We start from the raw sequence: 12,992 nt of genomic DNA, 5'->3' as shown, positions 1-12,992 counted from the left end.
CGTCCGGCACGGTGGCATGGGAGGACCGCCGTAACAGCAAGTGACATGCCCGACAGTGGCACGTGGCTGTCCCCTTTTGCGCGGAGCTAGCCCGACATCAAGGGCAATGCGGAAGTGAGCCGCTGCGTGAATGCCATCATGGCGGGTGTCTCGCCAGCCCCGCGCTTGGTGATGCGGTAGAAGCCAAGGCTCACTCGGGGATGGGTGAGCACATCGGCGCGCACACGGTAGTGTCGGCACGCCGACAGGGCGAACGTGGGCATGATAGCCGTGCCAAAGCCCGCCTCCGCCATGGCGATGAGCGTGCCGAAGAAGTGCACGGCCTGGGTGTCGGCCTGCGCGATGCCAAGGCGCACTAGTTGGGCATCGATGGTCTTCTGAATCGGGTTGTCCGGTGGGAGGCCGATACGGCGCTGGCCGGCGAGCGAGGACCACGGCGCGCGGCCCGGCTTCGCAAGCAAGGCGTCGGCTGGCGTCACCCGCATGAGCGCGAAGCGGCCAATAGGGGTTCGCATGAGGCCCGGCGTGCGTTGAAAGAAGAAGCCCAGGCCGAAATCCGCCTCGCCGGAGGCCACGGCCGCCTCGACGTCGCCCAGGCTGTTGTCGATGAGCGTGACGCGCGTATCGGGGTGATCCGCGATGAAGCCCGCCAGCAGCTGCGGCAACAGGTGCGAGGACACCAGCGGCGTGGCAGCGATGCGCAACTGGCGGCGTGCGGCCAGCCCTTGTGCGCCGATGTCGTCAGTGACGTTGTCCAGCTCCAGCAAGGCGCGCTCGACCACGGGCGCGAGCTTGCGTCCAGCGGGGGTGGGCTGCACGGAACGCGTGGTGCGATCGAAGAGGCGCGCACCGAGCTGGTTCTCCAACTCGCGGATGAGCAGGCTCAGGCCGGCCTGCGTCATGTGGGCCTGCTCGGCCGCGCGCGTAAAGCTGCCGGTGCGCATGACGGCAAGGAATGCGCGCATCTGACGCGTGGAGATATTCATAGGCAGAGCTTATGAACCCATGTCACATCTAAATTTCCCTTATTGTCCCACGCGCGGCCTAATGGCGAATCCGTCTCTTCCTGCGATTGCACTGTCCATGGCCCAGCACGACACTCAAGTTCTCATCCTCGGCGCCGGCATCGGCGGCCTCACGCTGGCGCTCAGCCTGCATCAGGCCGGCATCGCCTGCCGTCTCTACGAAGCCGTGCCCGAGCTCAAGCCGCTCGGCGTGGGCGTGAACCTGCTGCCGCACGCCGTGCGCGAGCTCGATGAACTCGGCCTGCTCGGCGCGCTCGACGCGGTGGCGGTGCGCACGCAGGAATCCGTCTTCTTCACCGAACACGGCCAGCTCATCTTCCGCGAGCCCGCGGGCACCGCCGCCGGCTACGACTGGCCGCAGTTCTCGATCCACCGGGGCGATCTGCAGACCGTGCTGCTGGCGGCCGTGCGCGAGCGACTGGGTGAGGATGCGGTGGTGTGCGGCCGACGCTGCACGGGTGTCACGCAGGACGAGACGGGCGTCGTCGCGCGGTTCGTCGACCCGAACGGCGAGCCGGCGGGCGAAGCGCGTGGGGCCGTGGCCGTGGGTTGCGACGGCGTGCATTCGGCACTGCGCCGGCAGTTCTATCCCGACGAGGGGGCGCCGCGTTATTCCGGCGTGAACATGTGGCGCGGCACCACCTGGTGGGAGCCCATCCTGTCGGGCGCGAGCATGATTCGCGCAGGCTGGCTGACGGTGGGCAAGATGGTGATCTATCCGATCCGCGACGTGCGCGACGCCCAGGGCCGCCAGCTCATCAACTGGGTGGCCGAAATCGAGGACGAGACGCCCGCGATCCGCGACTGGAGCCGTCCGGGCCGCCTGGAAGACTTCCTGCCCGCCTTCGCTGACTGGCATTTCGACTGGCTGGACGTGCCCGCGCTCATCCGGGCCTCGGAGGACGTGCTCGAGTATCCGATGGTGGACCAGGACCCGCTGCCGCGCTGGACGCACGGGCGCATCACGCTGCTGGGCGACGCGGCCCACCCGATGGTGCCGCGCGGCTCCAATGGCGCGGGCCAGGCGATCCTGGACGCTCGTTGCCTCGCCGGCCGGCTCAAACGCCAGGGCGTGGGTGAGGATGCCCTGGCGGCCTACGATGCGGAACGCGTGCCGGCCACCGGCAACGTCGTGCTGACCAACCGGCGCAATCCGCCGGATGCCATCCTGCGGGAGGTGTTCGAGCGCTCGGGTGGCCAGCGCTTCATCGACATCGAATCCGTGGTGCCGCGCGCCGAGCTGCAGGCCATCTCGGACAACTACAAGCGCGTGGCAGGCTATGACCCGGCGCAGCTGCGCGCTCGTCCTTCATTCGTTTGACGGCTTTCACGGGCCGAGTCCTCGCTGACGTGGCCCTCACGATGACATACGGAGACTCAACATGCTTTCGACCTGCTTGCGGCGCCTTGCCGCCACGGCACTCCTGCTCGGTGCAACGGCGGCTCAGGCCTGGCCCACTCAGCCGATCACCTTCGTCGTGCCCTACACGCCGGGCACGGGCATCGACATCATCGCGCGCCAACTGGGCGCCCGGCTGCCCGACGCCCTCGGCCAGCCGGTGATCGTGGACAACGCCGCGGGCGCGAGCGGCAACATCGGCAGCGAGAAGGCGGCACGCGCCAAGCCCGACGGGCATACGCTGCTCGTGCAGGTGAACACCCTGGTGATGAACCGGAGCCTCTTCACCTCGCTCACCTACGACCCGGTGGAGGACTTCGTGCCAGTGGCGCAGACGTCGTGGGGCACGCTGTTGCTCGTCACCAACCCGCAGGTGCAGCCGGCCAAGGATGTGGCGGGCCTGCTGGCCGCGGCCAAGGACAAGCCCGGCGCGCTCACCTACGCCACTCCGGGCGTGGGCACGCCCCATCATCTGGCCATGGCCTTGTTCACGCAGCGCACGGGCGCCGAGCTGCTGCACGTGCCCTACAAGGGCACGGCGGGTGCCGTCACGGATCTCCTGGGTGGCCGTATCGATGCGATGTTCCTGCCGGTGCACGTGGCCTTGCCGCACGTGAAGTCCGGCCGGCTCGCCGTGCTCGCGACCGGAGGCGACGAACGCCTGACCACGCTGCCGGACGTGCCGACGCTGAAGGAGGCCGGCGTGGACATGGACAGCGTGGACATGTGGTACGGCGTCTTCGCGCCCAAGGGCACGCCGGACGACGTGGTGCAGCGCATGAACGACGAGATCGGCCGCGTGCTGGCCGCGCCGGAGGTGGCAGCGGCCTTCGAAGCGCAGGGCATGGTGCCGGCAACCTCGGAACCTGCTGAATTCGCGACGCTGGTGCGCGAGGACGCCGACCGCTGGGCCGAGGTGATTCGCGCGGGCAAGATCACCGCGGAGTGATCGAGGCCGAAGGATCGTGGGCCGGCTCGAGCAGAAGCTGGCCGGCCCCGGCGAGCGCGTAGGGGATGCGCTCGCGCGTCAGGCGTGCTGACCCGCCTGCTGGCCGGTCAGGACACCCCTCCGCTGTCCGCCTCACGCCGGGACGGGCTCGGCGCCGTCGATTGGCTGCGGCGCCTCCCGGCGGATGCTCACCGTGAGGATGCGGTTCTCGTTCACGCTCGCCACTTCCAGCACGAAGCCGTCGTGGGTCATGCTGTCGCCCGCCAGGGGCAGACGGTCGAAGTGCGTGAGGAGAAAGCCCGCGAGCGAGGTGTAGCTGCCGTCGGGGCTGCGCAGCCCGTGCGTGCCCAGCGCGTTCTCCACCAGGTGGATGTCGGCACTGCCGGCCACCAGCCAGCTGTTGGTGTCGATGCGCTGGATCTCGAGTGTCTCGTCCTCGTCCGGGAACTCGCCGGCGATGGCCTCCAGGATGTCGATGGGCGAGACCAGGCCCGTGAGCATGCCGTGCTCGTCGCTCACCAGCGCGATCTGGCCACGCGCATGGCGCAGGGTCTCGATGAGCTTGATGGCAGGCAGCGATTCCGGCACGTAGAGCGGGTCGCGCAGCGTGGCCGGATCGATCCGGCCCTGGCGCATGAGATCGCCCAGGAGATCCTTGCCGCGTGCCACGCCGGCGAGGTCATCGAGCGAGCCCCGGCACACCGGGAAGATGCCATGCGGCGTCTCCAGCAACTGCTGGCGAATGGTCTCGGGCGGGTCTTCCAGGTCGATCCAGGAGATGTCGCTACGCAGCGTCATCACCGAGCGCACGCTGCGTTCGGCGAGGGTGAGAACACCGCTCACCATATGGCGTTCCTCGTCCGCGAAGGTCGGGGCATCGGCCGGGCCGTCGGCTTCGGCCATGGGCGCGCCCGCCGGCATGGCGTCGGCTGCCTGACGTGCGCCCAGCAGGCGCAGCACCGACTCGGCGGTGCGCTGACGACGCGGCAGACGCGATTCCTGCTTGCGGCTGTTGCGTTGGGCCCACTGGTTGAAGAACTCGATGAGGATCGAGAAGCCGATCGCCGCGTACAGGTAGCCCTTGGGCAGGTGAAAGCCCAGGCCTTCGGCCACCAGGGTGAGGCCGATCATGAGCAGGAAGCTCAGGCACAGGATCACCACGCTCGGGTGCGCGTTCACGAAGCGCGTGAGCGGCTTGGAGGCGAGCAGCATCACGCCGATGGAGATGACAACGGCGGCCATCATGACCGGTAGTTCGTCGACCATGCCGACGGCGGTGATCACCGCGTCGAGCGAGAACACGGCGTCCAGGACCACGATCTGGGCGACGACGACCGAGAAGCTCGCATAGACCGTGGAGGTGGCCGTCTTGTGCGACACGCCTTCCAGGCGTTCGTGCAGTTCTGTCGTGGCCTTGTAGAGCAGGAACAGGCCGCCGAAGAACAGGATCAGGTCCCGTCCCGAGAAGGGGTGTCCGAAGACGTGAAAGAGTGGCGTGGTCAGCGTGACCAGCCAGGAGATCACCGACAACAGGCCAAGGCGCATGATGAGCGCGAGCGACAGGCCGATGACGCGGGCGCGGTCGCGCTGATGTGGCGGCAGCTTGTCCGCCAGGATGGCGATGAAGATCAGGTTGTCGATGCCAAGGACGATCTCCAGCACCACCAGGGTGGCCAGGCCGATCCATATGGCTGGGTCGGAGAGCATTTCAAGCATGAAGGTCTCACAGCGTAGGTTGGGTGCCCCGGTCCTGCCAGGAGGAAGGACCGGGGCGGTCGGCAGTGCTTACAGGCCTACCGCGGCGGCTGCCAATCCGGCGCCCGTACCGAGCGTCGCCAGCAGGCGGACGTCTCGCGGGTTGCCAGCGCGTTCGCGCCAGGCCGAGAAGAGCAGGACCACGGCGAGCGCGCTGCACGCCAGGGCATATTCGAGCGACATCACAGGTCCTTCACCGATTCCGGCCGCACCGGGCAATGGTAGGCGGCGTTCGCTGTCAGCGTCGCTCAGTGGCTGACGGCGCGGCCCGCCCGGACGAGGCCGGCTGGCCGAGACACGCGATCGATGCTGTCAGGTGACGGCGGCTACAGGGAATCCGGTGAGGGAGGATGCCGGCGGCCCGCGCGCCTGAACCGCGCCGCGCAACAGACTGCGCAGGCTGGAGGCCAGCACGGGAGGCTCGGTGCGCAGGGGGCGCGCGGCGGCATCGTGCGGCTCGGGAGTGACGAGCAACCCCGGCGTGGGGGCTTTCCAGCCCGTGGGCGCGCCGGACGTGCGTTCGAGCACGATGGCCACGTGCGTGGCATCGCGAATGATCGCGTGGGGCGTGAGGGCGAAGAGCGACGCGCTGGGTGCGTCAGCAGCTTCCTCGGCCACAGGAGGGCCGTGATCGTGCAGCGCGCCCACCAGGCCGGCGAGCAGAAGGATGAGGGCGAGCAGCCACCGGGTGAGACTCACGGAGGCGGGCCAGGCCGGCGTGTCCGCAGGAGCGGCGCGGGGTCGGGCAGGGGGAGGTTTCAAGGTGGGTATGGCGGCACATGCGTGTCGTGGCGATCATGATAGCAGCCCGCATGCGTCATCAGGCTCCTGGGCCGCGCATGCCTTGCGATACGCGCCCAGTGGCCGAGGGCAGGACGGCCAGCCGGGCCGCGCCCTCGAGGAGGACCTCGGCCAGGGCCGCCGCGGATTCCCCTGCCGTCTCCCGCACCAGGACCACGAAGGCAATGTCGCCCAGGCCGGGCAGCCCGGCTTCCGGGCTCACGGCAGACAGACCCGCGGGGAGCAGACGCAGCGAGTGCGGCAGATAGCCCAGCCCGGCCAGCGCGGCCGCGCGCAGACCATTCACGCTGCTGCTCGTGCAGGCCACCTTCCAGCTGCGGCCGGCGGCCTCCAGGGCCTCGATCGCATGCAGGCGCGTGATGCTGGGCGGCGGGTACACGATGAGGGGCAGCGGACGCTGCGGATCCGGCCGGCTGCCGTCGCGGCCCACCCAGGCGAGCGTCTCGCGCCAGGCCGTGCGCCCCCGGCTGTCGCCGCGAAGTTGCTTGGCAAAGATCACGTCCAGCGCGCCGGCATCGAAGCGCTGATGCAGCAGGCCGCTCAGTCCGATGTCGAGCTCGACTTCCACATCGGCGTGCTGTTGCGTGAACTCGGCCAGCACGTCTGCGAGCCCGGAGAGGGCGAAGTCTTCCGAAACCCCCAGCCGGACGCGTCCGCTCATGGTGCGCCCGGTAGCCGCCTGGGCAAGACGCAGGTTCGCGCCGAGCACGTCGCGCGCGAAGGGCAGGAGCTGGGTGCCTGCTGGCGTGAGCGCCACGGAGTGCGTGTCGCGGGCGAACAACACGCGACGCAGGTGCGCCTCGAGCCGCGAGATCTGCTGGCTGACCGTGGACTGGCGCGTGCCTAGCCGGCGGGCAGCCGCCGTGAAGCTGCGCGTTTCGGCCACCACCAAGAAGGTGCGCAACAGGACAGGATCGGGCAGACGCGCTTCGGCTATCGACATCGTGAATGACTGATATCCTGGTGATAGGGATTCCAAATTATAGAGGGCGGTGGTAGCGTGCCGGGTATTCGGCCCCAGGGCCATTCCGTGTCTGTCCCTCGTCATGAAACGCCTGCTTGCCAAGTTCTCCATCGATCCTTACATCCTGATGCTGCTGGGCACGGTCGTGCTCGCCAGCATCCTCCCCGTGCGCGGGGTGGCCGCCGAGATCTTCGGCTACGTGGTGTATGCCGCCATCGCGCTGCTCTTCTTTCTCTATGGCGCCAAGCTTTCGCTGCAGTCCATTGGGCAGGGCCTGCTGCACTGGCGGCTGCAGAGCTTCGTGTTCCTCTGCACCTATCTGCTCTTTCCCGTGTTGGGCCTGGGGATCGCCTGGCTCGCACGCGGGCACGTCACGGGCGATCTCATCATCGGGCTGCTGTTCCTGAGCGTGCTGCCGTCCACGGTGCAGTCCTCGATTGCGTTCACCTCGATTGCGCGTGGCAACGTCGCGGCGGCCATGACCAGCGCGAGCGTGTCCAACCTGGTCGGTGTGTTGCTCACCCCGCTGCTGGTGGCCCTGGTGCTGGGCACCAAGGGCGTGACGATCAGCCTGGATTCGGTGGTGGACCTCGGTGTGCAACTGCTGCTGCCCTTTGCCGTGGGTCAGCTGTGCCGGCCGTGGCTCGGCCCCAAGCTCAAGGCGCATCCGCGTCTGACCTCGTTCGCCGATCGTGGCTCCATCCTGCTCGTGGTGTATTCGGCCTTCAGCGCAGGCGTGGTCGCGGGCATCTGGAGCCGGGTCGACGCCGCCGATCTCGGCTGGCTCATCGGCTTGTGCGCGCTCATGCTGGCGGTGGTGCTTCTGGTGACGAGCGTCATGGCCCGCAAGCTTGGCTTCTCCGAGGAAGATCGCATCGCGATCATCTTCTGCGGTTCCAAGAAGAGTCTGGCAACCGGCATTCCGATGGCGGGGATTCTCTTTGCCGGCAGCGCGGTCTCGCTCATCGTGTTGCCGTTGATGCTGTTCCACCAACTGCAGCTCTTTGCCTGCGCCTTCCTCGCCCGCGGATTCGCGGCGCGCCCGCAGGCGGTGCCGCCAGCACCCGTCCCCGCGCGCGTCAACTGATCCGCGTGTGCTCTGGGCGCTCGCGCCACGCTCAGCAGCGAATGGGTGCGCGTCACGCCCTGCCGCGGGGTGATTCAGCCAGCGCTGTCAGCGTCGCTCGGCGCCTGTGTCGGGCGGGCGCCGAAGGCGCGGCGCGCCAGGGCACGCAGGGCGGCCATGGCGTCGTGCGTCTGGGGATCGGTCGTGTCGCCCGGCACGCGGGGCAACAGGAAGTCGGTGAAGCCGTCCGTTTCGGGGCCGAAGGCGCGAAGCATGCGTTCTCCTGAGAGGGGGCGGCGCCTGCCGGGCGCCGTGGCGAGGCCCCACTCTAGAGCCGGGGCGGCACCGCGCGAACGACAAATCCCTTCCTAGCTTAGACCTGAGAGGCATGAAGCCCTGGTGGCCGGACGGCAGGCATGCGGCGTGCGCTGGGGTGCTGGCTGCACGCACGCCCGAGGCGGCGTATCGTTACTCCCGTGTATCACCCCTCATCTCTCGCAGGAATTCCCGAATGCCGACTCTGTTCGACCCCGTGAAGGCTGGTGCCCTGTCGCTGTCCAACCGCATCGTCATGGCGCCGCTCACGCGCAATCGCTCGCCCAACGCCGTGCCCAAGCCGGTCACGGCCACGTACTACGCCCAGCGCGCGAGCGCCGGGCTGCTGATCACCGAAGCCACCGCCATCTCGCACCAGGGGCAGGGCTACGCAGACGTTCCCGGGCTCTATGCGCCCGAGCAGCTCGAGGGCTGGCGGCGGGTGACGGACGCTGTGCACGAGGCCGGCGGCTGCATCGTCACCCAGCTGTGGCACGTCGGGCGCATCTCCCACACCTCGCTGCAGCCGGGTGGCGGCGCGCCCGTGGCGCCCTCGGCGATCCGCGCCAAGGCCAAGACCTATCTGGTGTCTTCCGATGGCACGGGCAGTTTCGCGGACACGTCCGAGCCGCGCGCCCTCGGGATCGACGAGATCCCCGGCATCGTCGCGGATTACCGGCGCGCGGCCCGGGCCGCCGTGGACGCAGGCTTTGACGGCGTGGAGATCCACGCGGCCAACGGCTATCTGATCGACCAGTTCCTGCGCGCCGGCAGCAACGTGCGCACGGACGCGTATGGCGGCACCATCGAGAATCGGGCCCGCCTGTTGCAGGAGGTCGTGGCTGCCGTGACCGAGGAGATCGGCGCGCAACGCACCGGGATCCGGATCTCGCCCGTGACGCCCGCCAACGACGCGGCCGACGACCAGCCGCAGGCGCTGTTCGACTACGTGGTGCGCGTGCTGGCGCGTTACGAGCTCGCGTATGTCCACGTCATCGAAGGTGCCACGGGCGGCGCGCGCGATCACCAGCAGGGGGATCGCCCGTTCGATTACGCCGTGCTGCGCGAGGCGTATGCGGCGGCCGGCGGCAAGGGCGCGTGGATGGTGAACAACGGCTACGACGGCGCTACCGCCGAGGAAACCGTGGCCAGCGGCAAGGCGGATCTCGTGGCCTTCGGCAAGCCCTTCATCGCCAACCCGGACCTGGTCGAGCGTCTGCGCGAAGGCGGGCCCTTCAACGTACCGGACAAGACCACCTTCTACGGGGGCGGTGAGCACGGCTATGTGGACTATCCGACGCTCGAGGACGCCCGCCGCGCCTGATCGCCCCGATCAGGGGCTGCCCGGCACCGTGGGCTGGGCCATGGCCGCATAGTCCTGCACGACCAGGGACAAGCCGTCGCGCTTGACTCGGCGCTTGACCTGTGCGGCCGCGGAGGCAACATCCTCCGCACGCAACAGCCCGATGCCCTCGCCATGCACGCGCACTGCGCCCATGCCCAGCGTGACGCAGGGAAAGAAGCGCGGGACGCCATGCCGATCGTCGGCGTGCAGGCCGCCCTCGGCGCGATCGGCCTCGTCATACAGGGCGCGCGCTTCGTCGGCGAACTCCGCGACGATGTGGTGCGCGCGTACCTCCCAATCCGGACTCAGGAAGAGCACGACGAAATCGTCGCCGCCCACGTGGCCGACGAAGTCGCAGCGCGGGTCGGCATGGCGCTGGATGATCTCGGCGCACAGCCGGATCATCGCGTCGCCCCGCCAGTAGCCGTAGACATCGTTGAACGGCTTGAAGTGGTCCAGATCCGCGTAGCAGGCCACGAAACTCTTGCCGCGCGCGAGCAGGGCTTCGAGCTGCTGGCTGATGGGGATGTTGCCCGGCAGCGAGGTGAGCGGGTTGGCGTAGCGCGCTGCTTCGATGCGCATCTCAGTGACGGCGCGTACCAGCGCCTCGCCAGTGCCCAGCCCCTCGTAGCGCCCTGCGTCCGTGATGATGAAGCCGTCGACGAGATAGCTCTGGTCTTCCGAGAGCAGGATGTGGCTCAGCTGGGCAATCGAGGCGGCGCGGTCGATCGTGACCGGGTTGTCGTTCATGAACGACGTGCATGGGTTGCGACCGAAGAGCTCTCGCGTATAGCGCAGCGCGTAACGTTCGGCGAAGGTGCGTCGCGGCACGATGCCCACGGGGCGCTGCTGCGCGTCGAGGACGGCGACGGCATGCAGATTGTCGTGTTCCACGAACAGCCGGTGCAGATCGTCGTTGGTGTGCACCCCAACCGATACCGTCGGGGCGGCCAGGCGCAGCGCCGCCACCGTGCCGTAGGCGGAATCTTCCGAGGCGCGGATCGGCCGCTCGCGCTCCAGCGCGGCGTGCAGGGCAGAAGGCAGCTCGCGTGCCGGACACGGATCCGGCCGGCCGAGCAACCACCCCTGGGCATAGCGGATGCCCAGGTCGCGGGCGGCTTCGAGATCTTCGGTGTTTTCGATGCCGGCTGCCACGACGGCCGTGCCCAGGCTGCGGGCCATGCCGACCAGGCCACGCGCGAGCTTCTGGCGCCGCTCGTTGGTGCCGATGCCCGCGAATACCTGGCGATCGAGCTTGATGAGGTCCGGCTGGGCGTCGGCCCAGAGCTGGAGCGCGGACGGATTGAGCCCGCCGTCGAGCGCCACGCGCACGCCGAAATCGCGCAGCGCGAGGATGGCATCGCAGAGCTCCGCCGCCGCGTCAGCGCCCAAGTCGTTGACGGCATCGCAGCCGCTCAGTTCGATCACGATGGTGCGCGTCATGGCAGCCGCAGGCCCGAGCAGCTCGCCCGGCATGCGCTGGCCCCATCGCCGCCAGTACTGAACCAGGGCGCCAGCGGAAAGATTCAGGAAGAGACAGGAGGCGACGTCGAGCGGGAAGTCGGCAATGCCTGCCTGCACGCAATCGAGCTCCAGGCGCTCGCTCACGCCCAGACGGTGGGCCTCGCGAAAGAGGGCCGCGGGCTCGTGCCAGGGGCTCGCCTGAGGGCCGCGGATCAGGCTCTCATAGCCATAGACGGTGCGCAGCACGATGTCCACGACGGGTTGAAAGTGCGGCCGCAACAGCCGGCGCGTCATGATGTCCAGCAAGCCTGGCGCATGCCCTGGCGCGGCGGGGATGGGGCGCTGCCGCTGCTGGTGTCCCGCTCCTGATGACTGGTTCAACGACTGCGCTCCGTTGGAAACAAGCACTTACATCGCGAATGTAATTATTGCATTTTACGAGAGTCAGTGAGAAATTTGGGAACGACGATCTGCGGGCCATTCCCAGGGTGGCCGTTGGTCTCCGTCGAGAGCTGCGCACAACGCAAGAGGCCGCCATCGGCGCGCGTGCGGCCAAGGCGTCACGTGCGCCTCGCCGGATCAGGCCGGTGCGAATCGCCCAGCGTGGGCGTACGGCGCCTGCGTGAAGGCGAAATCCACCTCGGGTTGGCGCCCGTCGATCAGATCGGCCAGGGCGCGTCCCGACCCGCAGCCATGCGTCCAGCCCAGAGTGCCATGGCCCGTGTTCAGGTAGAGGCCGCGCACGGCGGATGGGCCGATGTAGGGCACGTTGCCCGGTGTGGCAGGGCGCAGGCCCGCCCAGAATTGCGCGAGTTCCGGACGGCTGACGCCAGGAAACAGCGCCAGCGTGCGGCGTACCAGTGCCTGGCAGCGCACCGGATTCAGGGCGAGCGAATCGCCGTTGAGTTCGGCCGTGCCCGCCACGCGCAACCGGTCGCCAAAGCGGGAGAACACCAGCTTGTATTCATCGTCTGTCAGGCTCACGGTCGGCGCGCAGGCGGGGTCGAGCACCGGTAGCGTCGCGGAGTAGCCCTTGGCGGGGTAGATGTCGAGGGGCACGCCCACCTGGCGCGCCAGCGCCGCGCTGAAGCTGCCCAGGGCGAGCACGTAGGCGTCGGCGGTGAGCGTCTCGTAGCCGCCTTCCTCATTGGCGATCTCCACCCCCGTCATGCGTCCGCCCTCGGCGCGCAGGGCCTGGATGCGCACGCCATACCGAAAGCGCACACCCCGCTGGGCCGCGTGCTCGGCAAGCGCGGTCGTGAACTGGTGCACGTCGCCGGACTCATCCGCGCTGGTGTAGGTGGCGCCCGCCAGCTGCGGACGGATGTGCGCCAGGGCGGGCTCGAGCCGCACGGCCTCGTCCGGGCCGATCACCTGGCGCTCGCAGCCCATCTCACGCATAACGCGGGCAGGTTCCAGGGCAGCGTCGAATTCCTTCTGCGAGGTGTAGAAGTGCAGGATGCCGCGCGTCACCTGATCGTAGGCGAGGCCAAGCTCCGCACGCAGCGCCTGCAGGCTCGCACGGCTGTAGGTGCCGAGATTCACGAGCTGGATCATGTTGTGGCGCGAGCGTGCCGCCGGGCACTCGCGCAGGAATTTGAGCCCCCAGCGCCACTGCTGCCAATCGGCCCGAAGGCGAAAGAGCAGCGGCGCGTCTTCGCGGCCCAGCCAGCGCAGGAGTTTGAGCGGAGCACCGGGATTGGCCCAGGGTTCGGCATGGCTGACGGAGATCTGCCCGCCATTGCCGAAACTGGTCTCGCGCGCAGCGCCCGCATTACGCTCGAGGACAGTGACGTCGTGGCCGGCTCTGGCCAGGTACCACGCGGAGGCGACGCCGATGACGCCGGCGCCCAGGACGATGACTTTCATGACAGGCTCCAGAACGCGTGCGAGGCAGGCGGCGCATTGG

Annotated in this window: 12 protein-coding genes; 4 read left to right on the top strand and 8 right to left on the bottom strand. The window is 68.7% G+C overall.

Translation table 11 applies throughout. From position 1 onward, the window contains the following. Nucleotides 1–86: 86 nt before the first annotated feature. Nucleotides 87–986, bottom strand: a complete 900-nt coding sequence (locus IMZ29_RS17235) for a LysR family transcriptional regulator (protein WP_216186400.1) — start codon at nucleotides 984–986, stop codon at nucleotides 87–89. Nucleotides 987–1,083: 97 nt separating this feature from the next. Between IMZ29_RS17235 and IMZ29_RS17230 the strand changes: the two genes are divergently transcribed. Continuing rightward, nucleotides 1,084–2,346 (top strand): flavin-dependent oxidoreductase, encoded by a 1,263-nt coding sequence (locus tag IMZ29_RS17230; RefSeq protein ID WP_216186398.1) that lies wholly within the window; start codon nucleotides 1,084–1,086, stop codon nucleotides 2,344–2,346. A gap of 61 nt (nucleotides 2,347–2,407) precedes the next feature. After that, nucleotides 2,408–3,373: a tripartite tricarboxylate transporter substrate binding protein gene (locus IMZ29_RS17225; protein WP_216186396.1), complete on the top strand. Its 966-nt coding sequence runs from the start codon at nucleotides 2,408–2,410 to the stop codon at nucleotides 3,371–3,373. Nucleotides 3,374–3,505: 132 nt separating this feature from the next. Here IMZ29_RS17225 and IMZ29_RS17220 read toward each other — a convergent pair whose 3' ends face one another. The 4 genes from IMZ29_RS17220 to IMZ29_RS17205 form a co-directional block, all read right to left on the bottom strand. Beyond that, nucleotides 3,506–5,089, bottom strand: coding sequence for a TerC family protein (locus tag IMZ29_RS17220; protein WP_216186394.1), 1,584 nt, complete (start codon nucleotides 5,087–5,089; stop codon nucleotides 3,506–3,508). A 69-nt stretch (nucleotides 5,090–5,158) separates the two neighbouring features. Then, a complete protein-coding gene (locus tag IMZ29_RS17215; RefSeq protein WP_216186392.1) occupies nucleotides 5,159–5,311 on the bottom strand; it encodes a hypothetical protein in 153 nt (50 codons plus the stop codon). Between the two features lie 129 nt (nucleotides 5,312–5,440). Further along, nucleotides 5,441–5,827, bottom strand: a complete 387-nt coding sequence (locus IMZ29_RS17210) for a hypothetical protein (protein WP_216186390.1) — start codon at nucleotides 5,825–5,827, stop codon at nucleotides 5,441–5,443. Nucleotides 5,828–5,948: 121 nt separating this feature from the next. After that, a complete protein-coding gene (locus IMZ29_RS17205; RefSeq protein ID WP_216186388.1) occupies nucleotides 5,949–6,872 on the bottom strand; it encodes a LysR family transcriptional regulator in 924 nt (307 codons plus the stop codon). A 103-nt stretch (nucleotides 6,873–6,975) separates the two neighbouring features. On the opposite strand from IMZ29_RS17205, the gene IMZ29_RS17200 reads away from it, so the two are divergent. Further along, on the top strand, nucleotides 6,976–7,980 hold the full coding sequence (locus tag IMZ29_RS17200; protein WP_216186386.1) for a bile acid:sodium symporter family protein: 1,005 nt from the start codon (nucleotides 6,976–6,978) through the stop codon (nucleotides 7,978–7,980). Nucleotides 7,981–8,054: 74 nt separating this feature from the next. Here IMZ29_RS17200 and IMZ29_RS17195 read toward each other — a convergent pair whose 3' ends face one another. Further along, the gene (locus IMZ29_RS17195) at nucleotides 8,055–8,234 is read right to left on the bottom strand and encodes a hypothetical protein (RefSeq protein WP_216186384.1); all 180 of its coding nucleotides are present in this window, start codon (nucleotides 8,232–8,234) and stop codon (nucleotides 8,055–8,057) included. A 236-nt stretch (nucleotides 8,235–8,470) separates the two neighbouring features. Here IMZ29_RS17195 and IMZ29_RS17190 point away from each other — a divergent pair, with 236 nt between their 5' ends. Further along, the gene (locus IMZ29_RS17190; protein ID WP_216186382.1) at nucleotides 8,471–9,598 is read left to right on the top strand and encodes an alkene reductase; all 1,128 of its coding nucleotides are present in this window, start codon (nucleotides 8,471–8,473) and stop codon (nucleotides 9,596–9,598) included. 9 nt (nucleotides 9,599–9,607) lie between these two features. Here the strand turns inward: IMZ29_RS17190 and IMZ29_RS17185 are convergent, their stop codons facing one another. Together IMZ29_RS17185 and IMZ29_RS17180 are read right to left on the bottom strand one after the other, a co-directional pair. Beyond that, a complete protein-coding gene (locus IMZ29_RS17185; RefSeq protein WP_216186423.1) occupies nucleotides 9,608–11,377 on the bottom strand; it encodes an EAL domain-containing protein in 1,770 nt (589 codons plus the stop codon). Nucleotides 11,378–11,662: 285 nt separating this feature from the next. Beyond that, nucleotides 11,663–12,952, bottom strand: coding sequence for a D-amino acid dehydrogenase (locus tag IMZ29_RS17180; protein WP_216186380.1), 1,290 nt, complete (start codon nucleotides 12,950–12,952; stop codon nucleotides 11,663–11,665). Between the last annotated feature and the right edge of the window lie 40 nt (nucleotides 12,953–12,992).

It is taken from the genome of Verticiella alkaliphila (assembly GCF_018904615.1).
Taxonomy (GTDB): domain Bacteria; phylum Pseudomonadota; class Gammaproteobacteria; order Burkholderiales; family Burkholderiaceae_B; genus Verticiella; species Verticiella alkaliphila.
Note: the sequence above shows the minus strand (reverse complement) of the source record. Positions and strands in the feature narration are given on the sequence as shown.

Coding starts and splice junctions, on each gene's coding strand:
- IMZ29_RS17215 (WP_216186392.1), bottom strand. CDS start 5,311: ATGTCGCTCGAATATGCCCTGGCGTGCAGCGCGCTCGCCGTGGTCCTG.
- IMZ29_RS17185 (WP_216186423.1), bottom strand. CDS start 11,377: ATGACGCGCCGGCTGTTGCGGCCGCACTTTCAACCCGTCGTGGACATC.
- IMZ29_RS17180 (WP_216186380.1), bottom strand. CDS start 12,952: ATGAAAGTCATCGTCCTGGGCGCCGGCGTCATCGGCGTCGCCTCCGCG.
- IMZ29_RS17235 (WP_216186400.1), bottom strand. CDS start 986: ATGAATATCTCCACGCGTCAGATGCGCGCATTCCTTGCCGTCATGCGC.
- IMZ29_RS17200 (WP_216186386.1), top strand. CDS start 6,976: ATGAAACGCCTGCTTGCCAAGTTCTCCATCGATCCTTACATCCTGATG.
- IMZ29_RS17225 (WP_216186396.1), top strand. CDS start 2,408: ATGCTTTCGACCTGCTTGCGGCGCCTTGCCGCCACGGCACTCCTGCTC.
- IMZ29_RS17230 (WP_216186398.1), top strand. CDS start 1,084: ATGGCCCAGCACGACACTCAAGTTCTCATCCTCGGCGCCGGCATCGGC.
- IMZ29_RS17205 (WP_216186388.1), bottom strand. CDS start 6,872: ATGTCGATAGCCGAAGCGCGTCTGCCCGATCCTGTCCTGTTGCGCACC.
- IMZ29_RS17190 (WP_216186382.1), top strand. CDS start 8,471: ATGCCGACTCTGTTCGACCCCGTGAAGGCTGGTGCCCTGTCGCTGTCC.
- IMZ29_RS17220 (WP_216186394.1), bottom strand. CDS start 5,089: ATGCTTGAAATGCTCTCCGACCCAGCCATATGGATCGGCCTGGCCACC.
- IMZ29_RS17195 (WP_216186384.1), bottom strand. CDS start 8,234: ATGCTTCGCGCCTTCGGCCCCGAAACGGACGGCTTCACCGACTTCCTG.